We start from the raw sequence: 22,293 nt of genomic DNA, 5'->3' as shown, positions 1-22,293 counted from the left end.
CAGTATATTCATCTTTAAAAGGAAGCAGCTATGACTCCAACTATAATTACTTCGGATTTAAAGTCAGAAGTACCACTAAAACTCTCAAAAAAAAATTATGACTATTCTAGATTAATTTTCTTTTTTATTAAAAAAAAAGAAAACCCTAGACTTATCCCAAAAAAACAGTATATACCTAGTTCATTATCAACTATAGACTCAAAAGAGTTCATCCATACTGTTGCCTTTTGCCTGTTGCCGTTTGCCTTTTGCCTTTTGCCTTTTGCCTTGATTAGGCCAGCCCTAGCCAAACCAACACCATCACCCCTAAAAGTAGTCGTCAATAGCAACCAAGATGGTTCAGTACAACCAGACAATAACTTAACCCTTAGGGAAGCTATTAACCTGATCAACGGCACATTAACCCTAGACCAACTCAGTTCCACAGAAAAATCTCAAGTAGAATCCCTAAGTTCCCCAGCACGGTCAAAAATAGAGTTTAATTTACCTGCCCAGCAAACCACTATTCGTTTGGTAGAACAGTTGCCTCCCATCGCGACTGCTGGAGTGATCGTAGATGGCACAACCCAACCTGGCTATAACCGAGATCAATCAGCTACTGCTGAGATTGAAATCCCGATTCCATTGGTGGCAATTACTCCAGCGGAAACGGTAGAGATTTTTCAAGGTTTGACAATCCTTAATGATGATGTGACAGTAAAAGGGTTGAGTATATATGGATTTAACGGTCAGCACCAAGGAACTGTCATCTCAACACCAGCAGACATATTGATTTCCGATCGACTGCCACCCCACTACGACGGTCAGTTTGCTGATGGTCAGTTTGCTGCCGACAAACCTCCTCAATCGGTGATTATAGAAAACACTTGGCTAGGTATACCTCCCGATGAGACTATGCCATCAACCATGTCAGCTTTTGGGGTATGGGTGTTTAGTGGCACAGGAGTTACCATCAGGCGTAATCGAATTGCTAATCATGACGGTAGCGGGATTATTACCTCCGACCAGGCGAGGGAGCTAGAGATTACCGAGAATATCATCGTTGGTAACGGGATGGCTGGGATGCCAGATGCTATTCGTCTAGAGGGTACTATCGACAATACCACTATTGACTCTAATTTAATTTGCGGCAACGACGGCAGCGGTGTGTACCTATTTAAACCTACCGGTGCTGTCAGCATTCGGAATAATCAGATTAAGTATAATGGGCACCGTTTACGTCGGGCTGCCATATATTTGATGGGAGATGACCATCAAGTCATTGGTAACCAAATCACTAACCAAGCAGGACCAGGAGTGGTGGTTGCTGCTTATCCAGAAAGCGATCGCAATATCATCCAAGATAATCAATTTGCGGCTCTAGAAGGGCTGAGCATTGACCTAGTAACTAGAAACCATACCGGAGCAAGGCATTATCAAGTGGGTGATGGACCAAACCCCAAGCGAGACTCTCCTAACCGTAGGCGAGACACTGGTAATAATGCTGTGAATACACCTCGGTGGTTAGCGGTAGAGTTTTTTCAACGGGATGGTCAGGTGAGTTTGGATGGGTTAGCTGACCCTGGTTCTGAGGTAGATATCTATCTTGTCGATCAGGTTTCTCCAAAAACCCATGGGATAGGTCCGTTGAGCAGGAAGATTGCTAGCACCGAAGCAGATCAAGACGGGAAGTTTGGGATTAGTCTTAGTAATGTCGAGCCTGGGGATTACCTGAGTGCGATCGCAACTCACCCAGACTACGGTACCTCGGAACCAGCTGTGACTGTGGTGGTGCGTGCTCTTGATGATCAAGGGAATAGTATCGAGACCCGGTCAGCAACAACTCTACCGAACACACCAAAGCCCCAGTGTACCAGCCGTCCAGTCGCCAGGGTTCCGGTACAACCACAGTCTCCACAAATACCATTACCCTTGGTGTTGAAAGTACCTAGGGTGATTCATTTTGCCCTTGACCAATCCAGGATTAGTCCTAGAACTGCGGCAGTACTCAACCAGATTGCCAGAGTATTGCAAGAATACCCCTTCATGACCATCGATATTCAGGGACATACTGACTTCCGTGCTACTGTGGAATATAACCAAGGGTTAGGATGGCGGCGGGCAAAGGCAGCACGGGATTACCTGTTGCGTCTAGGAGTTGGGCCAGAACGGATGACTATTCGGTCCTTTGGTGAAAGCGAGCTGAAGACCACAGGAACTACATCAGTAAATCACGCACGTAATCGTCGTGTGGAGTTTATTTTCCAAGATGTTAGGGGGTTGGACATTATCTTGGTAGAACAGGAGGAAGATTTACAAGTCGAGTAGCATAGGGATTTCTATAGATAATCCCCGATCGGAATAGTTTTTGGGAATAGCCTCAAACCCCTTTCTTACAACAGGTCGAGTTGGTCTGGCTCTGGGGTGCATCTGCTAAAAGCTGTTTGACACCGTGGTGCGTTACGGGCAGCAACATAACCAAGGGCTAGAGGCGGAAAATGAGGCCCCCCTAACGCACCACTAGCAACTTTTTTACAAATATGAGATGCACCCTGGCTCTGTGTTAGAGGAAACAACTACCTATAAATACACCAGGGGTATCTTGAGTAAAATGGTGTAAACGCTCTCAATTAATTCCCTGACATACAATATATACAACCAATGGACTACGTAGTTACAACCAACACAAACACGATCATATACCTTATTGGAAAAACCTTGTGTGAATATTGCTACTTCATCAGTAGACCTTGACCCGAACAACCTATTTCCCTTTGAACTCGACGAGTTCCAAAAACAGGCAATTGAGGCTCTCAATCATAGTCAATCAGTAGTTGTCTGTGCTCCGACTGGTTCTGGGAAAACCTTAATTGGAGAATATACCATTTATCGTGCTTTGTCTCAAGGAGGACGTGTTTTCTACACAACCCCCCTCAAAGCGCTCTCCAACCAGAAACTAAGGGATTTTCGGGCAAAATTTGGCGCAGACAAAGTCGGTCTAGTTACCGGTGATTCCTCGGTCAACCGGGAAGCTTCCGTCTTAGTGATGACTACGGAAATCTTCCGTAATATGCTCTATGGTACCCCAATTGGTCAAGTGGGAGCCTCTATGCTAGGGGTTGAGGCGGTGATCCTAGACGAATGTCACTACATGAATGACCGACAACGAGGCACGGTTTGGGAAGAATCAATTATCTATTGTCCGCCAGATATTCAAATTGTTGCCCTCTCCGCCACTGTTGCCAATTCTGACCAGCTGACCGACTGGCTGAATCAAGTTCATGGCTCCACTCAGCTGATTTACTCTAACTTCCGACCTGTTCCCCTAGAGTTTTACTTTGCCCATCCCAAGGGAATTGTCTCCCTGCTGAATGACGACCACACCAAGATTAACAACTCCCTCAAAACCAGGCGTCCTAAAAGCAAGGACAAACATGGACGTCCGGAAGGCCCCAGTATTAGCTCTGTGGTGAGCAAACTAAAAAAACGGGAGATGTTACCAGCTATTTACTTTATCTTTAGCCGCCGAGGCTGTGATAAGGCAGTAGATGAGATGGGTCCAATATCCCTGGTCAATGAACAAGAAGCAGCTCAACTTAAGGCACGGATTGATGAATTTATCACTAAGAATCCAGAAGCAGCTCGTACCAAACAAATTGAACCCCTGTACCGAGGTATAGCTGCCCATCATGCTGGAATTTTACCTGCTTGGAAAGGTCTAGTGGAAGAACTATTCCAACAAGGACTAGTTAAGGTGGTATTTGCTACAGAAACTCTAGCAGCAGGAATTAATATGCCTGCTCGTACCACTGTTATTTCCAGTCTATCTAAGCGTACTGATCGAGGACACCGGCTACTGACTGCCTCGGAATTTTTGCAGATGGCTGGACGAGCAGGAAGGCGAGGGATGGATACCAATGGCTATGTGGTGACTGTGCAAACCCCCTTTGAAGGGGCTAAGGAGGCGGCTTATCTAGCAACGGCTGGTGCTGATCCCCTAGTCAGTCAGTTTACTCCTACCTATGGTATGGTACTGAATTTGTTGCAAACTCACTCTCTGCCTCAAGCTAAGGAATTAGTTGAACGCAGCTTTGCTCAGTATCTAGCTACGTTGTACCTCAAACCTCAACAACAGGCAATTACTGAACTGACTGCGGAACTGACGAGAATTGATTTTCAACTGGCACCGGTAGATGTGGCAGTAATGGAAGGCTATCAAAAACTGAAGGAACACCTGAAAGTAGAGCGCCGCATCCTTAAAGACCTGCAACACCAAGCAGAGGCATCTGTTTCTAAAGCCGTATCCCAATTACTACAACAGGTGCAACCGGGAGTCATTCTTTATCTCAAGGGCAAGAATGTGCCAGTGTCTTCTCCTGTTCCAGCTGTTTTGGTGGCTAAACAAAAGGGTTCCGGTCAATTCCCTTATCTGGTGTGCTTAAGTGCTGCTAACCGATGGTATGTGGCAACAACTGCTGATGTGATGGGGTTAGATGGCTTTCCTGAAGTGGCCGATGACCAAGCATCCAATGGCTCTACGGAAGATTACTCAACCGGCTCAACTCAAGGTGAATCCTCTGACATTATCAATCTTCGATGCCTTGATATTGGAACTCTCCAGCCTTTAGAGGGACTTGAGATTAAACCAGGTCAAGTCAAAAGCGGAAATGAAGATACTGAAGCCTTGGCTAACCAAGTTCCCACTATTGCTCAACTCTGGGTTGCTCCAGAAGTGAGGCAGCAACAAGGTGTTGTTGCTGATCTAGAGGGTCAAATGGAAACCCATGCTCTTCGTCAGTGGGGTAATCCTTCTCAACTGATCAAACGCCACAAAAAACGGTTGTTTTTGCAGGAGCAAATTAACCAACGTCAAGCTAAATTCCGAGAATACCAGGCTCAGCATTGGCACGAATTTCTCAACCTGATTGAAATTTTAAAAGCATCTGGTTCTTTGGAGGACTTAACTCCGACTGTTCTGGGGCAAGCGGCTGCTTCGCTTCGGGGAGAAAATGAGTTGTGGCTAGCCTTAGCCATGCTGTCGGGAGAATTAGATGATTTAGACCCCCACCAATTGGCAGCAGCCTGTTCTGCTTTAGTTACCGAAACCCCTAGACCAGATAGTTGGACAAACTATCAACCAAGTGAGGAAGTGCTAGAAGCATTGACAAACCTCAGGAGGATTCGGCGTCAAGTATTTCAGCTACAGCGTCGATATCATGTCGCCTTACCGGTTTGGTCAGAGGATAGGTTAATTGGTCTAATAGAACAGTGGTCATTAGGCAAATCCTGGCGGGAGATATGCGGTAATACCAGCTTAGATGAAGGGGATGTGGTGCGAATCTTACGTCGAACCTTAGATATACTATCCCAAATTCCCCATGTGTTGCCTCTATCAGAGTCTTTAAAAGCTAATGCGATTCGTGCTGCTCAGTTACTTGACCGCTTTCCGGTTAATGAAAGAGTGAATTGACACTCCCCGACCTAAAGGCGCGGGGATTCTTCGTTCAACGATTCGACTTGCTGAACCTGGCCGGAACCAAGAGCAGTAGAGGTTAAATCTCCCGAAGTGTTCGGATCGATGATCCAGGTTCCGGTGTGCCCCACCGTACCCAAGGCTTTTTTAAGGATGTTGACTGCGGCGTTGTGGTCTAGGTCTAATTTACAACCACATTTGCAGACGTGAGTCCTAGTTGATAGGGACTTCTTGACTACCTCGCCGCATTCTGGGCAATTTTGACTTGTATAGGCAGGATTCACTGCAACCGTGACTCTACCAAACTTCTTGCCAAAATGCTCTAACCATTTCCTAAACTGATACCAACCTGCATCGTTAATAGAGTTAGCTAAACAATGGTTTTTAACCAGATTTTTTACCCTCAAATCTTCATAGGCGACCAGGTCGTTAGACCGGATTACGCAACGTGCCAGTCTCTTGGCATGTTCTTTACGCTGCCTACTTATTTTGAGGTGCTGTTTACCTAATCTATTAACGGCCTTCTTACGGTTAGCAGAGCCTTTCTTTTTTCGAGAAACTCGACGTTGGTAAAACTTTAGTCGCTTTTCTCCTTTACGGTAAAATATGGGATTGGGTTCAGTGTTTCCCCTAGAATCGGTATAGAATTCTTTTAGTCCTACGTCCAATCCTACAGTAGCGTCAACCGGGTCTAATTGTTCTTCGTTCGTCACAGAGATGAAAAACTGAACATAATAACCATCAGCCCTTTTAAAAATGCGAACCCGTTTGATTTGCTTTTTGTCAAAGCGCCATAAGTCCCAGGTACCCTTGAGTTTTAACTTCCCTATTCCTTTCTTGTCACTGAATGTAATTGTTTTATTGTCAGGGGAAAGTTTCCATCCTGATTGCTTATACTCAACCGACCTACAGTGTTTCTGAAAACGAGGATAGCCTTTCTTGCCAGGTACTTTTTTCTTGCAGTTTTCAAAGAAGCGAGAAATTGATGACCATGCTCTTTCAGCCGCAGCTTGTCGAGCAGTAGAGTTTAGTTCATTGGCAAACGGGAATTTTTTAGCTAGTATTTTGCAGTACTTGCTAAGGTCGTATTTCCCTGTCCCTTTGTTATCTATCCATAAACGAATGCAGCTATTCCGGATAAATTTAACCGTCCGAATTGCTTCGTTTATAGCTTGATATTGATGCGGTTTACCGTAGGCTTTAAACTCAAGTATGATCATCAGAACTCGACCTCTTCTGTGTATATAATTACGCTAACACAATTAGCGTAATATGTCAAGTACAAACAAAAAGGGAGCAGGGAGCAGGGAGCAGGGAGCAGGGAGCAGGGAGCAGGGAGCAGGGAGCAGGGAGCAGAGCAGGGAATAGGAACCCACCCCTAACCCCTCCCAGGAGGGGAAGTGATGGAATAGGGAATAGCGATCGCTTAATCAAGACAGGGAATCAAGGTCAAAGAATAATGTACCTCATAACTGCGATAAACGCTACAGTCAGTTATCAAAAAACAACATTTTCCTAGGTAATCTCCCTCCTGATCCCCTGATCCCTGTTCCCTGTTCCCTGTTCCCTGTTCCCTATTCCCTATTCCCTACTGGATTATTATTCCCCACATCAAAAATAATTATAAATTCCGCATCCGGCATTAATCGTTTCAGAGCCCACAAATGTCCCTCGGCATCCGATCGATTGCGAAAGCGAGCAACAACAACTCGCTGCATTTGGGGTAACAGCCTAATGACCACCCATGGATGAAGGCGTTCACAATAACTCATAATCAAATTGTCTCCTTTTTTAGGGGAGCCAGAGCTAGCCCGTTGATTTTGGACACTCGCCGGGCTAGCTCTTGACTCTGGGCGTCTTAGTCGGGTAAGGTGAGAAATGTTACCATCTCTCCCTCCCCTAAGAACCGGACTTGAGACTTTCATACTCATCCGGCTCAAGCCTAATCAGGTATCCTGGTGAAGCTTCTTATGTTTGGCTTTGTGACAGTGACTATGTAGAATCTGTAGATTCTTAGTTTCACTGTTTCCGCCTCGCTTGATAGGTATGGTATGATGTACCTCGAAGTTATCATCGAGTTCGATAGGTAGATTGCAAATAGGACATATCCCTTTTTGGTGAATATATACCTTTTCGTATTTGCTACCTTTGGCAAATTTGGACTTCCCCCATTTAGTCTTCCTTTTCTTCCAATATTCTTTTAGGTCAGGGTCAAAGGGGGATGAGTTTCCTTTTACCTTTTCAAATCTGATAATAGGTACATCTTTGGCTGCGTTGACTAGGATTTCCTCTTTCTTTCTTTTTCCACTTGATATGGTGAAGAAGTTCAAGGTATCTTTGTCAATGGTTTTGAAGTATTTCCTCTTAATCCACTTCCAGGCTTTCTTTGGATGTTGTCTCTTTAGATACCTGTATATGGAACTGAGAATTTTCCACCTTACATTGTTGAATGTTTTCTTGGAGCATACGAATCTGTAATAGTTTAGCCATCCTCTAATCTTCGGATTTAGCTTTTTGATTACATCTTCTGTATTTAGTGCCCTAGCTTCATTCTTGAGTATGCTACGAATTTCCTTTAAGAATCTCTTAACTTCTTCCTGGTCAGGTGTTATTATACATGAATAGCATATTTCCTCCCTGATTTTGGCGTTTGGTGTCGGGATTCTTATAGCATTTGGTTTTAGATTTTTAAGCATTTTTCGTGCTTTCTTCTTGTACCTCTTGCTATCTAATCTCAGGGTTTTTGTCTTTCTTTGTTGAATCTGGAACCCCAGGAAGGAAAAACCTTCTTCTATTATGTTTCTGATTTTGGTCTTTTCTCTGTTGAGTTCCAGCCCCCTTTCTCTTAGCCATTTTTCTACTCTGGGGATTATTTCTTCCAGGTTTTCTTTTGTTTGGCTGGTGATTACGAAGTCATCTGCGTATCTAGCAAATCTGTATTTATCTACCTCCTTTTTCTTATTTATGGTTTTCCCTCTACTTCGAGTTGTGTAATCTATCTTACATTTTTCGGATATGACTTCTTGGAGTCCATCGAGGGCTATATTTGCTAGTAGTGGGCTGATGATTCCGCCTTGGGGTGTTCCTGAGTTGGTTGGATGGAATATCCTGTTATCCACGTATCCACATTTTAGCCATTTCTTGATTAGACTTCTTTTCGGTAGTCCTTCCAATTTATCCATGATGAAGCCATGAGATATATTGTCAAATGCTCCTTTAATATCTGCATCAAGAACCCAGTGGTGTGAGCTACCCTTTTTGAGGCCAGCGAACACTTCTTGGATGGCGTCGTGACAGCTTCTTCCAGGTCTGAATCCGTAACTATTGGGTTCAAAGCTTACCTCGAATACTGGTTCATATGCCATTTTTATTATGGCTTGACCTATTCGGTCTTTTATGGTTGGTATTCCTAAGGGTCTTTTATTCCCATTTGATTTAGGTATATAGACTCTCTTGGTGGGGCTTACTTCATTCCAGTTCCAGTTTTTCATTAGTCGGTTTTTCTCTTCGGTTTTGATGGCTACATAACCGTCTATTCCTGGAGTGTTCCTTCCTTTGTTTTTAACCGTAACTGTCTGTATTGCTAAGGCTAATGCTGACTTGCTATTTATAATTAGTTTCATCAGATTTTTCACCTTATCCCATCCGCTGCCTTTTAGTTGAGCTTCTTTGGTTGCCCTGAATATTCTTCTTTGAAGTTTGAGAACCTGTTTATTGATGACTTTCCAGTCTATCTCAGTCCAGTCCCAGACTCCAGTACCAGTATTGGTTCTACTTTTCATCGGGGTGAGTCTCTATTCCTCAATTCTTGGAACATTCTGATTAGACCAACCTGACGTCTGCTACCTCTCGGTATGATTCATAGGAATCTATATGTCCGGTTATGATTTCCCGTTGACTTTCGTCGTGACATCATTTGCTTTTTCAGGTCTCCTACTCCCTGTCAACCCTGGGCTTCTTTTGCAATCCGCTTTGCCATTTATTGGCGGTTGAAATTTCAGGGGTTACCGTGTTCATCAAGTGAAGTTTTCGATATCCCTTTAGGTTCATCCTTTGCTCCGGAGTTCTTCGTTGCATCAGATTGAGAAGGACGCAATCCCCAATCACTTATTATCGAACTCGGTGCCCTTTTGGCTACAGTGTTTCAATCACGTTTCACTGTTCAACAGTTACGAAGCTTTTATAGATGTTCACTTTCGTTAACCATTGGGTATCTTCCTGCTAGCACTTGCGGCGGTGTGATTCCGACCTTGGGTGCTATTTCCTGTATTTCTACAGGACTTTATCGAGAATCTGCACTCAGGTTCCGATTACTCTTCCCCCCTCATCTCGGCAGGCTGGAGGATGCACTCTCCAGAAAGCCATTTCAGGCTTTGGTTCAACTTGACGCTTTCACGTCGCGCGCGCCCACTGTTATACTATAGCACAAAAAATAATACATTATAACATATTGTGAAAAATTTTGTTACAAAGGGGTCGGGAGTCGGGAGTCGGGAATCGGGAGTCGGGAATCGGGAGCAGGGAAACTCTTGCTAGCATGCCTAATCAATATCAGTAGAGTGGGCATCCTGCCCGCCCGACAATATATTGAAACTGGCAAGATGCCAGCTCCACTGCCTAATCAATATCAGTAGAGTGGGCATCCTGCCCGCCCGACAATATATTGAAACTGGCAAGATGCCAGTTCCACAGCAAGATGGCCATTCCACAAGATTTTTTACCTATTGCCTATTGCTAGCATGCCTATTGCCTCTCGAAAACCCCTAGATAACATCACCATCAATCAATTGAAGCTGTAACCGCTTACCCAGTGCATTAGCTGCCCGTTCAATTGTGTTCAGGGTTACAGAGGTATTGTTGGGATCTAAAAGACAATCTAATGCCGCAGGAGTAGTTTTCATGACCTTGGTCATTTCAGTTTTAGTCAGTCCTTTTTCAAGCATTGCTTGTTCGATTTGCCAAGCTAAAACTCGTTTGAGAGCTACCGCTTCAACTTCAGCCAGGATGTTATCTTCTTCTAAAAGTTCATCTAAGGAAGAACCGATATAAGGATTATTATTCATTGATTCAACTAACAATTTTTTTTGACTACGGTCTCTTTCCACTGCTCCCTGCTCCCTGCTCCCTGCTCCCTTTGCCAAAGTGTTGATTTAGCATAACAAGTGCCGAAAAAAGCTACCCTTACTCCTCAAGTAAACCCTTCAACACCTCTTCCGTAAAAGGATTCTTACCAGCCCGCAGCTCATCTATCCATTTCTGCCGTTGTGCTTTCGACTTATCATTGTCGGTCCAGTCTACATATGCCTGAAAATCTGATATCGCTCCTGCGGTATCCCCAGTCAGAGCCCTAGCCAAACCACGACTATCCAAAATATATGCCTCTTCAGGTGCTTTGGCTACTGCTTTTTCACAGGCATCCATCACGTCAGCAGCATATCCATGGAGGCTACCAAACCAACACAGTGCGTTCCAAGATCTAGCATAAATTTCTAGGTTTTGATCTAGTTGTTGTGCTTGTTTATAGAGAGATAGAGCTTTGGTTAATTTACCATCTTTAGCTAACCTCTTACCTTGTTCAACTTTAGCAAATGCTGCTAGCTGTTTGGCTTTTTTATCTGGCTCTAATTCTAGATCGGTATTCCATTCTTTGGCTTCTTTAAACTTAGCAATAGCACCCTCAACATCCCCCTGTATTGCTAACTCCTCACCTTTTGTAACAAGAGCGATCGCTTTTGCATTTTTTTCTGGCTCTAATTCTAGATTAGAATTTATTGTTTTGGCTTTTTTAAACTTAGCAATAGCACCCTCAACATCCCCCTTTTTAGCTAACTGCTGACCTTGTTTAACTTTAGCGAGTGCTGCTAGCTGTTTGGCTTTTTTATCTGGCTCTAATTCTAGCTGTGGATTCCATTGTTTGGCTTCTTCAAACTTAGAAATAGCACCCTCAACATCCCCCTCTTTAGCTAACTGCTCACCTTTTGTAAAAAGAGCGATCGCTTTTGCCTTTACCTGTGGCTCTAATTCTAGCTCCGGATTCCATTGTTTGGCTTTTTGGAACTTAGCAATAGCACCATCAACATTCCCCTTTTTCGCTAAGTCCTCACCTTGTTTGATAAAACCAGAAGCTGCAGCTATTTTGCCATCTGAATCTTGGCATTTCTCTAAGCTTTCTAAATGTTCAGGATGATCCACAAAGTAATCTTCCAACAACTTACAGCCCCGAGCCAGCATCTCACCTAAATCTTCAACTGCCCAGAGTCTGACCGTTTTGTCGGATGATGCAGAAGCGAGCATCTGACCATCTCGGCTAAAACTGACACTATTTACTGGGCCTTGATGTCCTTCAAAGAGTGCTAATTGATTTCCTTGTAAATCCCAAACTCTGACCGTTTTGTCGGATGATGCAGAAGCGAGCATCTGACCATCTCGGCTAAAACTGACACTATTTACTGGGCCTTGATGTCCTTCAAAGAGTGCTAATTGATTCCCTTGTAAATCCCAAACTCTGACCGTTTTGTCATATGATCCAGAAGCGAGCACCTTACCATCTCGGCTAAAACTAACACTATTTACCGGGCCTTGATGTCCTTCAAAGAGTGCTAATTGATTCCCTTGTAAATCCCAAACTCTGACCGTTTTGTCATATGATCCAGAAGCGAGCACCTTACCATCTCGGCTAAAACTAACACTATTTACTTCGGATTCATGTCCTTCAAAGAGTGCTAATTGATTTCCTTCTAAATTCCAAACTCTGACCGTATTGTCTCTTGATGCAGAAGCGAGCATCTGACCATCTCGGCTAAAACTGACATTCCACACCGAGGATTGATGTCCTTTAAACAGAGCTAATTGGTTTCCTTCTAAATCCCAAACTCTGACCTTTTTGTCCCATGATGCAGAAGCGAGCATCTGACCATTTCGGCTAAAACTGACACTATTTACTTCGGATTGATCTCCTTTAAACAGAGCTAATTGATTTCCTTGTAAATCCCAAAGTCTGACCGTTTTGTCATTTGATGCCGTAGCCAGGGTTTTACCATCTGGGCTAAAACTTACACTTGTTACCCAGGATTTATGTCCTTGAAATTTTTTCTTTTCTTTGAATTTACTAAGACTTTGGTGTAGAACATAGAGAGGAGTAATGGTAGGATACTTATCCAAAGGGCGACCATCTTTCACGATATTAAATAGCTGTTGCCCAGTATTCATGGCTGAGTATAAAAGCTCTACCCCTTCTTCACTGATGGTGCTAGAGTGAACGTCATCCCTTCGTAAGCGTCGTAAAATATCAGCCCCTTGCTGTTCTAGTGCGGTACCCTTCTGTGCTTCTTGTGCTTTCTTGACTTGCTGCCCAGAGTAGATACCAATGACCACAGCCACCATAGTAACAGCCATGGTCAAAACTGAAGCTACAGTCAATCTCGTACGACCTTTGCGAATTAGCTGTTTGGCTTCCTGTTGGGCAATAGTTAAATTCTCATTCGCCTTAGCTAATATCCGACTTTCTTCTGCCAATACCCTGCGGTCTAATTCCTGACCAGCCGCCAAAAACTGATAATCCAAATCGCTCAAACTTTTACCCCTAGCCCAAGCTTGAGCATTCTCTAACGCCACCCCCCGCAACAAAAGGGATTCATCGTGACACCCAGACTCAACCCAAGCGGTAAAGGTTTCAGAGTAGGGACGCAGTCTAGCCAATTCTTGCTTAACCCAATCCCTATCGAAAACACTGACATAAATCCGGTTGTTAACGGTCAAAGAGCCATCCCGCTCCACTACCAACCCCGATAGCCTTAATTCCGTCTGTTCTTCACTGCCATCAGCGGCAATATAACCCTGATCTAATACGTGCTGATACAATCCCAACAGCCTACTCGCCCGTTGCTCATTTCTGAGAATGCGATCGCGTATGGTCTTCAAGTGCTCTGGCTTATCCTGAGATACCCAATTGTCAATAATCTGGGTACGGGCGACCTGTTCAACTGAAATTGAGTTAAAGTCTCTCGCCCCCCTAACCCCCCAATTTTGGGGGGAACTGGAGTTAAAGTCCTCCGCCCCCCTAACCCCCCAATTTTGGGGGGAACTTGAGTTAAAGTCCCCCAGAATTGGGGGATTTAGGGGGCTTGCAGCTGTCGGTGGTATTGAGTTAAAGTCCCCCAGAATTGGTGGATTTAGGGGGCTTACAGCTGTCGGTGGTATTGAGTTAAAGTCCCCCAGAATTGGGGGATTTAGGGGGCTTGCAGCTGTCGGTAGTGAGGTTAATTCATCTGAACACCGCTGTAAGGGGGAAGCTTGAGAATGCTCCACCATTAACTTACACAACTTCTGGGTCAAAAACGGTTGTCCCCCCGTCCAGTTCAATATCTCAGCTAACACCTGTTCAGGATTATCCACTTTCCCTACCAAACCAGGGAGCAGTGGTGTTTTCGCTTCTTCAAAGGTAAAGCCAGTCAGTTCAATATCCCGACCAATATTAAAGGGAGTGCGCTGTTTATCCTGAATCAAATCCGCTGGAGTTGCTACTCCCAGCAAGCAAAAGTTAAGCCGATTGTAGGCAGGATTTTCTGCTCTTTGGTTATAACAACTGCGAATAAAGGCAAAGAAATCATCTTTAAACTCTACCTTAATAATACTATCAATCTCATCCAGAAAAATCACAATATTGTCTGGAATCTCTGACAACAGCACCTCTTCAATAAACTCACCCAACCACATGACTGGCGAGAGTTGCTTACGCTCTCGTAACCAAGGTAAGACCTTGAATTTATCTGAGAGCTTAAAACTATTTACCATAGTCTTAATTAAGCTAGCATACCATTGCTCTGACGTTACGTAATTGCCAATTTGGGTAACATCAACAGAAGCACAAGCTACTCCCCTATCTATTAGTCTTTGCATGGTTTTTACCCGCAAACTAGATTTACCCATCTGTCGCGAGTTCAGCACATAACAAAATTCCCCAGCCATCAAAGCATCAAAAATTTCTTTATCAGCTTTTCTGACTGCATAAGTAGCAGCATCGTTAGGTAAACTTCCCCCAACTTGATAGATTGTTGGTTGGTTTTTCATGGTAGGAAAGGGAGTATAAAGGCAAGAGGCAAGAGGCAAAAGGCAAAAGGCAAAAGGCAAGAGGCAATAGTTGCGTAGGGTGCGTTAGGGGCGGGCTTGCCATCATGTTCAACACCGAGGGCCAGTGTTGGGATAGCCCGCCCCGTAACGCACCACCTTTGGGCAAGCCCTGATTTTATCGATAAGCCACTGTTGGGATAGCCCGTCCCTTGGTGCGTTACGGGACGGACGATCGCAACCCGGGATTTGAGCCTGAAAATCAGGGTAAGCCCGTCCCTAACGCACCCTACGCAACTCTAAAAGTCTGTTACTAAAATACTCACGATACAAATTATATCTGGGAATACAATCATTACCGATTGCTCTGACTAATCCCAGACTTTCTAACAGATAGGTTTCCTTATAATCCAGGCGCACTGCTTGAGTAGTTGTCAGTAATTTTTTGAAAGCGTTTAGTAAATTAGGATGGAGCATGAGATTATTTAAAAGCTCTCGCAAATGATGGCGATAAATTCCTGATTCTGTCGGGGCTGTTTCTAAAAGATGCTCGATGGTGATGTTGGGATTTTTGCTAATAGTAGATAAAGCTAACTGTAATAAATAAGGATGTCCTCCTACCATACTCATTAATTGTTGTAATGAATTAACTGATAAATTTAAGCCATAAAATTTCGCCAAATCCTGAACCTGTTTCAAGTAAAAATCAGTTAAATCGACAGGATATCCTACATTGAAAGGCGATTTATTGATAGCTAAGTCAATATAAACTTCCGTAGCATAAACCACTATCAACCGCAGTCTTTTCCAACTCTCATAAAACTGGCCATTTTCATGCCAACTCCGCAGCAAAGTAAGAAACCCTTCAGCAACCTGTTGATGAGGAAAAACTCGCTCTAGGTTATCGAGACATAAAACCAAAGGAGTCTCTGAAGAAACCAACAAATACTCTTCAAAGTAGGTGCTACACTTTACTTCACTGGTAAAAAAACTATCTTCCCAATAATTTTGCAACTGATTGGGCAATTTCAATTTTTGAGTAACCCGCACACAAAAAGACTGTAAAAATATATCCAAGTCATGGCAAGGAAACTCATTCAGATTTAAATAAACCGTGCGATAACCCCTAGACTTAGCATAATCAAGAATCCGATGACTGAGTAAGGTTTTACCCATCAGCTTGGGTGCTTTAATCCGAATTAGCGCTCCTGGTTGTACAATCTTTTGATAACACTCAGCATCTTGGGGACGTTCTATATAAAAGTCTCCAACTTGAGCGGTTTTATCTAGTTTATTATTGCTGCTATTTGTGCTATTATTATTTGGTAATTCAATATCCAGTAAGTTTAAAAATTCTGGTATAGACTGAGGGCGATCGCTAGCCACTAAATCCATACCATGGAGAATGGCTCGATTTATGCGATCGCTAATCTGGGGATTAAGATAGTTTGGTGGTGGTAATACAGCTCCCTCACATCGCTCGTCAGCTGGTAGTGGTTCATTTCCAGTTAACAGAACATACAAGGTAGCGGCTAAAGCATAAACATCGGTGTAGGGACCGAGTTGCGACCGCCACTCATATTGTTCCAGCGGAGCATAACCTGGAGTCCGCCCACACAGATGAGTTTGTGTAACCCCAGGGACAAACTTAGTAGCAATACCCAAATCAATCAACACCGCACCAGTACCATCGTTCCGAACCATGATGTTATTGGGTTTAACATCCCGATGGAGCAACCCTTGCTGATGAATGTCCCACAGGGCGCTACCAATTTGCCCTATGTAAAGCAAGGCTTTCTCTTCCGAAAGCACACCCTGCTGTTTCACCAGAGCCGACAAGGTTTCCCCCTCGATGTATTCCATGATTAGGCAAGGCAATTCACCTTCTCGGATGATTTCTTCACATAAGCTGACTAGATGAGGATTACCACAACTACATTGGGCTAACTTTACTGCTTCGTTGGCAAAAATTTTCCAATATTCTAATAAATTATCTTGGCGGAGTACATGATTAAGGATAGTTTTAATAACGATGGGATCGCCTGTTTTATTATTTCGGGCTAAATAGGTAATACCCAGCCCACCTTGTCCTAGTTTTTTTTCGATAGTGTACTTACCCTTATGTAACCGATAACCAGGAGGCCAGGTATTATTCCTTACGCCGTTGCTGTGGTTAGGTTGTTGAGGAGTTGAGGGAGGTTTGTAGGGAGCATAAGGCTCTGCCACATTAACAGTTATTGTTTGTGTGGTGCTGCTATGACCATTTTTAGGGGAATTAAACCAGCGTTTAACTCTGTTATTTAACTGCTGCTTTAATTTACCACAGACTGACCGATGGTTATTAGTTTTCATGGGAGATGCCCAACCTATCCAGGATATTAATTTCGGTAGGGTTTATAGCGTTTGGATCTGAGTTTTAAACACAGGAATTGCTGAAAAAGGCAAGAGGCAAGAGCGATGCAGCGCGGTCTTGGGAAGGCAGCGCGGTCTTGGGGGTTCCCCCGGAGACGAAACCTTAGACAGTTGAGCCTTTATGGTTGGTAGGCTATGCAGAAAAGGGGGAAAACTTATTGATTAAGGCTCAACTGTCTTACGGTAACTTCTAACCATGAGCGACTGCCGTGGTTTCCCCCATGAGCGACTGCATCAAGACGGCAAGAGGCAAAAGTTACCCACCCCTAACCCCTCCCAGGAGGGGAAAGAGATTCGGAGTTTTATTGTCCAAGAAAAAAGACCATACAGGTTTACATCTCAAACACAAACGCTATATATTTACTTATCAGTAATTCTAGCGTTTTTAAGAATTATTAGAGCCATCCAATTTAGTTCACCCTACTTCATACTCCTACTCCCTAGGTCAGCGATCAGCGAACAGCTTATGGGCTACGCGCACGCTACGCGAACAGCAATCAGTTATCAGCTTATGGGCTACATCATAGCCTCGAAGCCTGTGCCACGCGCAAGAATTGTTGAATAAAACAGGTTAGGATTTGTTTAATATTTGTTATGTTAGCTGACCACTGACCGCTGCAAGACAAGGAAAAAGTATTATGAGTATCTCGCCCAAACGACTTGAAGAAATCAAAACTATTCCTGACTCTGCTATTGATACCTCAGATATACCGGAGTTAGATGATCATTTCTGGGAAAATGCAAAACTAGTTAAACCGATTACTAAAAAAGCGATTTCTATTCGCTTAGATAGACAAGCTCTAAAGTAAGGTGGGCAAAGTAAGATAATCATTAATACTCAAAATAATCAAACGGTGTCTTGATGCAGTCGCTCATGGGGGAAACCCCCAAGACCGCGCTGCATCGCTTTTTGCCCACCCTACAAGCTGATAGCTATCAGAGGAATTAAAGTAGGGTGGGCAAAGTAAGATAATCATTAATACTCAAAATAATCAAACGGTGTCTTGATGCAGTCGCTCATGGGGGAAACCCCCAAGACCGCGCTGCATCGCTTTTTGCCCACCCTACAAGCTACACCCTTATGGGTCATACCAGTTATAAACTACAATTGAACCAATACCTAATGCGATCGCACTGATCTAAATCCGCACTTCTAGCTAACGTTGTTAATTGCCAAGAGGGGTTAGGATTTTGATAACTAATTTTAAGGAGTGAACGGTGTTCAGGAGTAGTGATAGTTCCAATTGGCAGTGGTATCTGTCCAAGCAGCTAACCCCCTTGATCAGAGATTTGACTATACTGAAATCTAATCCTATCGACCCCAAGACTATTGTAGTTAGTACCTTGATCGGGCTTTTGCTCAATTCTCTACCATGGTTACCAGCGGCTAGAGCTGAAACGGTGCAACTGGGAGTAGTTAAGAGTCGGGATAATCAAGGGCATTGGTCTAGCATTAGCAAACGGTTACATTCAATTGGGGTTAACTACTGTATTGTTGACTTGACTGACGTTAAGAAAGCCTCTGACTTGGACAACACTAACTTGCTATTTTTGCCCAATGTCGAGTTCCTCCACCCAAAACAATTCCAAGCGTTACAGGAGTGGATTGCACAAGGAGGAAAAGTTATTGTCAGCGGTCCGACTGGGTTACTTTCCAAACCTGACATCCGCAAACAATTGCGTGAGCTTTTGGGTGCCTATTGGGGGTTTGCGATGACCCAACCCTCTATCCTCCATCCTTCCCCAGACAGTAACCAAACATGGGTGCAGGATACTGGAATTACAGGTATCATTCAGGGCGGCACTCTTATTCCTACTGATCTTAATTCCACTACTGCTGCGGTCTGGAGTCAGGTTGACAAGCCCCCTGCTGTAGTAACCTCTAATAATGCTACGTTTTTTGGTTGGCGCTGGGGTATCGATCGGGTAGCTCCGGCGGAGGTCGATAGTGCTTGGTTACGAGCGGCTCTTGGTCGCTATGATGTCCAAGTCACTGATGCCAATCTCACTGATGTCCAACTCATCACTAATTCATCTACATCGTCTCAATCCTCTGATCACTCTCCACAACATTGTCGGGATATCGACACTACTATTGCCCAGAAACAGCTGGAAACAGAAGATGCAGAGTCTGGCAATAACACAGATGCTTCAGCTAAGCCTACCAATTTCCCATTAGCCCCGTCACCCAAGCCAGCAAAAGCCCCACCACCACGATATAGAAGACGAATTCGAACCCTAAAGCAAGCTACTGCCATGGAGCGGGAGTTGGAAAATCTGATTGGTCGGTTTGAAAGTGCTTTGCTAAGAGCCGATGCAGCTAACAGTAATCTGAATTTATCTACAGGCACTGCTATTGAACGATTTGTCACTGCTGGTACTAAGCAAGTGTCGGAAACTTCCGAGGAAACCTCTGAGGGTAAAACGGATGAAACTGACTCAGCTGCTAACTCAGCTATTGAGGCATTGAATCAGGCCAGAGTGGGTTTGGAAAATTTCCGTCGAGCAGTGGCTCGCAGAGAGTATCAAAAGGCAAGTCAGCTGTGGATGACAGCACGAAATACCCTATGGGAAAACTACCCAATTGATCGTAAACTAGCCCAGTCAGAGATTCGAGCCATTTGGCTAGACCGGGGTACTATTGTTAAGGCGAAGTCTGAAAAAGATTTAGCTAAGATTTTTGACAAATTGGCTACAGCTGGTTTTCACACCATCTTTTTTGAAACGGTTAACGCTAGTTATACGATTTACCCGAGTGCGATCGCACCAGAGCAAAATCCCCTGGTTGAGGGATGGGATCCTCTAAAAGCAGCAGTCAAGTTAGCCCATGAACGAGGGATGGAGTTGCACGCTTGGGTTTGGATATTTGCTGCAGCTAACCAGCGGCACAATGCAGTTTTGGATCAACCAGCAGACTATCTCGGACCAGTGCTATCCAAGAATCCAGACTGGGCAATCTTGGATAACGAAAAACGTGTGTTTCACAAGAGAACTAGAAAGGCATTTCTTGACCCGGCTAATCCGGAAGTGCGGGATTATCTAACCAAGCTATTGGAAGAAATAGCCAGCAACTATGAAGTAGATGGGATTCAGCTGGACTATATTCGCTATCCGTTTCAAGACCCGAAAGCTGGTCATACCTTTGGCTATGGTAAGGCCGCCCGTGAACAGTTCCAGGCATTGACCGGTGTTGACCCGATTGAGATTGACCCAAAGAATCAGAACTTATGGCGACAGTGGACAGATTTTCGTATACAGCAAATCGACACTTTGGTCAAGTCAGTGTCACAGATGCTGCGCGAGAAACGTCCCGACTTGATTATCTCTGCTGCTGTGTTTCCCATGCCTAGGGAAGACCGATTGCAAAAAATCCAACAAAACTGGGAAGATTGGGCGTCTCGGGGTGAGATTGACCTGATGGTACCGATGACTTATGCCCTGGAAACGGAAGAGTTACAAAAATTAGCCCAACCATGGCTAAAAAAATCCTCCCTCAGCTCAGCCTTAGTTTTGCCAGGAATTCGCCTATTGAATTTGCCCGATATTGTAGCTGTTGACCAAATTCAACTGCTGCGAGATTTACCAGCTCCTGGCTATGCCCTATTTGCAGTAGAAAATCTCAATGATAATCTCAGGGGTATCTTGACTCGCACTCAAGGACAACAAGAGCCTACCACTGAAGTACAAGTACCTTACCGTCAACCGTTCCTAGCTGCAGCAGAACGTTATCAGGCTCTGCAACAGGAATGGAGTTTTATGTTGGCAAATAATCAAATAGTAATTGGGGAACCAGACCTTTCAGACTGGGGGCAACAAGCCGATACCCTTTCCCTGTTGCTGAATCGACTAGCCGACAAGCCATCCATGATGAGCTTGCTATCAGCACAATTGTCCATGTCATCCTTCCGTACTCGCTTTCAAACGTGGATGTTTGGACAATCGGTTGAGCAACCGTATCAAGTTCAGGTATGGGACAACCGTCTGGAAGCGATCCAACGATTATTGCGCTATGGTGAGCGGACGCTCCAAAATCGATCATTAGCTGGCAGGGAAACTGCCACCAATGAAGTGGACATCACTGAAGGTCTCGATCCATAGACGAGCACCACATGATAGTGGTTTATCCGGGTTATAGACAATGCGGCACGGGCCAAGGATTTCTACCTGGTTGCCGTATATATTGTTGCCGCTGCGTTTTACGGAAATCACTGGCTTCCGTTCTTCGGGGCTTTTGTGGATATTCGAGCCAATATTATTGCGATTGACATTGATTTTAGCTATAGCCGGAGGACGATTAGTGCGCCATTTGCCTTTTGGTCCTCTAGAGCCTTTAGTTATTTGGGGCAGATTGTTAAACAAGGGAATAATCCAGAATTTCCCACTTTTATAAGCACCCCTAACTCGCCCAGACTCTAGAAGTTGGCGCAATCGCCGAGAAGAAATACCTAATAGAGATGCTGCTTCGGTAGTACAAACACACTTGTTCATTTGTCTTTTTCCTTAACTATTCCGATAATACTATTATATAGGCAAAATGAATCATTGACAACTTCTAGTTAAAAAAACTCTTCCGAAGCAACTATTAAGTTTAATAGCCTCAGTTTGATGTCAGAAAATGGCGGTTTTTTTGAGGAGTGAGGAGAACTGACTCGAAGGTTTTAATTATTGGATAAAGTTGGTGATATCGAAGTGAGGTGGAAATAGCGATCGCATTCGCTAAAATAACTAGAGTAAAGTAGGGAAAATATCAGAAATTTGGCGGTGAGACATCCCGTCAATATTAAAGTAAGCTAGTTGTATCGTCAGGGTATAGCCTGGGCTGCTTCAAGCCCATACACACGACCCTCCTTTTTTAAGGGGGTTAGGGTACAGTGTTATAAATGTTACCAACTAAAAGATATATTTAAATGAGTAAAGCTTTTGCTGCTTGGTTTAGCTGGGTTATGCCTGTGGCAGCAACGTTGTTGGCAACGAGCGTAACTGCACCGGTAGCCAGAGCACAAAACCTGTACAATCCGCAGCCAATTTCCCATAGCAAAGAAATTGTTGACACCCTGACTCAGAAAGATATTCCGATCGGCGACGGTGGCTTTGCCCGAGACTATGTAGTAACTCTTGATGCGGGAGACCAAGTTGCCATCGACCTTCACTCAGACAACTTTGACACGATGATCTCTGTGATAGCTTCTGACGGTTCTATGGTAGCGGAAAATGATGATGGACCTGATGGCAGTACTAACTCCTTGCTATTTGCTCGCATTACTGAGACAGATGAGTACATTATCAGGGTGCGTGCCTTTGGGTCAACGGGCGGTGGCACGTTCAGATTAAAGATAACCCGACTTAAACCAATTTAGTCCGTC

Annotated in this window: 14 protein-coding genes; 6 read left to right on the top strand and 8 right to left on the bottom strand. The window is 44.2% G+C overall.

Annotated features, from left to right (window positions below; translation table 11 throughout):
- Positions 1–30: 30 nt before the first annotated feature.
- Together BJP34_RS28205 and BJP34_RS28200 are read left to right on the top strand one after the other, a co-directional pair.
- Positions 31–2,307, top strand: coding sequence for an OmpA family protein (locus BJP34_RS28205; protein ID WP_202972033.1), 2,277 nt, complete (start codon positions 31–33; stop codon positions 2,305–2,307).
- 394 nt (positions 2,308–2,701) lie between these two features.
- A complete protein-coding gene (locus BJP34_RS28200) occupies positions 2,702–5,449 on the top strand; it encodes a DEAD/DEAH box helicase (RefSeq protein ID WP_070395204.1) in 2,748 nt (915 codons plus the stop codon).
- An 11-nt stretch (positions 5,450–5,460) separates the two neighbouring features.
- On the opposite strand, the gene BJP34_RS28195 is transcribed toward BJP34_RS28200, so the two are convergent.
- The 7 genes from BJP34_RS28195 to BJP34_RS28170 all read right to left on the bottom strand — a co-directional run bounded on the left by BJP34_RS28195 (position 5,461) and on the right by BJP34_RS28170 (position 16,870).
- The gene (locus BJP34_RS28195) at positions 5,461–6,672 is read right to left on the bottom strand and encodes an RNA-guided endonuclease InsQ/TnpB family protein (RefSeq protein WP_070395203.1); all 1,212 of its coding nucleotides are present in this window, start codon (positions 6,670–6,672) and stop codon (positions 5,461–5,463) included.
- Between the two features lie 354 nt (positions 6,673–7,026).
- Complete coding sequence (locus BJP34_RS28190) at positions 7,027–7,224, bottom strand: hypothetical protein (RefSeq protein ID WP_070396926.1); 198 nt, start codon at positions 7,222–7,224, stop codon at positions 7,027–7,029.
- A 174-nt stretch (positions 7,225–7,398) separates the two neighbouring features.
- Positions 7,399–9,234, bottom strand: coding sequence for a reverse transcriptase domain-containing protein (locus BJP34_RS28185; RefSeq protein WP_070393634.1), 1,836 nt, complete (start codon positions 9,232–9,234; stop codon positions 7,399–7,401).
- Positions 9,235–9,917: 683 nt separating this feature from the next.
- The gene (locus tag BJP34_RS49605) at positions 9,918–10,052 is read right to left on the bottom strand and encodes a hypothetical protein (RefSeq protein ID WP_267876405.1); all 135 of its coding nucleotides are present in this window, start codon (positions 10,050–10,052) and stop codon (positions 9,918–9,920) included.
- Between the two features lie 163 nt (positions 10,053–10,215).
- Complete coding sequence (locus BJP34_RS28180; protein ID WP_229424063.1) at positions 10,216–10,557, bottom strand: helix-turn-helix domain-containing protein; 342 nt, start codon at positions 10,555–10,557, stop codon at positions 10,216–10,218.
- 76 nt (positions 10,558–10,633) lie between these two features.
- Positions 10,634–14,521: an AAA-like domain-containing protein gene (locus BJP34_RS28175; protein ID WP_070395202.1), complete on the bottom strand. Its 3,888-nt coding sequence runs from the start codon at positions 14,519–14,521 to the stop codon at positions 10,634–10,636.
- Between the two features lie 276 nt (positions 14,522–14,797).
- Complete coding sequence (locus BJP34_RS28170; RefSeq protein ID WP_070395201.1) at positions 14,798–16,870, bottom strand: AAA-like domain-containing protein; 2,073 nt, start codon at positions 16,868–16,870, stop codon at positions 14,798–14,800.
- Between the two features lie 256 nt (positions 16,871–17,126).
- Between BJP34_RS28170 and BJP34_RS28165 the strand changes: the two genes are divergently transcribed.
- The 3 genes from BJP34_RS28165 (at position 17,127) to BJP34_RS28155 (ending at position 21,028) form a co-directional block, all read left to right on the top strand.
- Positions 17,127–17,495, top strand: a complete 369-nt coding sequence (locus BJP34_RS28165) for a hypothetical protein (protein WP_070395200.1) — start codon at positions 17,127–17,129, stop codon at positions 17,493–17,495.
- A gap of 73 nt (positions 17,496–17,568) precedes the next feature.
- A complete protein-coding gene (locus BJP34_RS45810; RefSeq protein ID WP_168166527.1) occupies positions 17,569–17,739 on the top strand; it encodes a hypothetical protein in 171 nt (56 codons plus the stop codon).
- Positions 17,740–18,148: 409 nt separating this feature from the next.
- On the top strand, positions 18,149–21,028 hold the full coding sequence (locus BJP34_RS28155) for a glycoside hydrolase family 10 protein (protein WP_229424062.1): 2,880 nt from the start codon (positions 18,149–18,151) through the stop codon (positions 21,026–21,028).
- Here the strand turns inward: BJP34_RS28155 and BJP34_RS28150 are convergent.
- A complete protein-coding gene (locus tag BJP34_RS28150; protein ID WP_070395199.1) occupies positions 20,969–21,418 on the bottom strand; it encodes a helix-turn-helix domain-containing protein in 450 nt (149 codons plus the stop codon). The two genes, BJP34_RS28155 and BJP34_RS28150, sit on opposite strands and share 60 nt — an antisense overlap.
- Before the next feature lie 419 nt (positions 21,419–21,837).
- Between BJP34_RS28150 and BJP34_RS28145 the strand changes: the two genes are divergently transcribed.
- Positions 21,838–22,287 carry a PPC domain-containing protein gene (locus BJP34_RS28145; RefSeq protein WP_070395198.1) on the top strand — a complete coding sequence of 150 codons (450 nt, stop codon included), beginning with the start codon at positions 21,838–21,840 and terminating at the stop codon, positions 22,285–22,287.
- The last annotated feature ends 6 nt before the right edge of the window (positions 22,288–22,293 follow it).

This window comes from Moorena producens PAL-8-15-08-1, from assembly GCF_001767235.1.
Lineage (GTDB): Bacteria > Cyanobacteriota > Cyanobacteriia > Cyanobacteriales > Coleofasciculaceae > Moorena > Moorena producens_A.
Note: the sequence above shows the minus strand (reverse complement) of the source record. Positions and strands in the feature narration are given on the sequence as shown.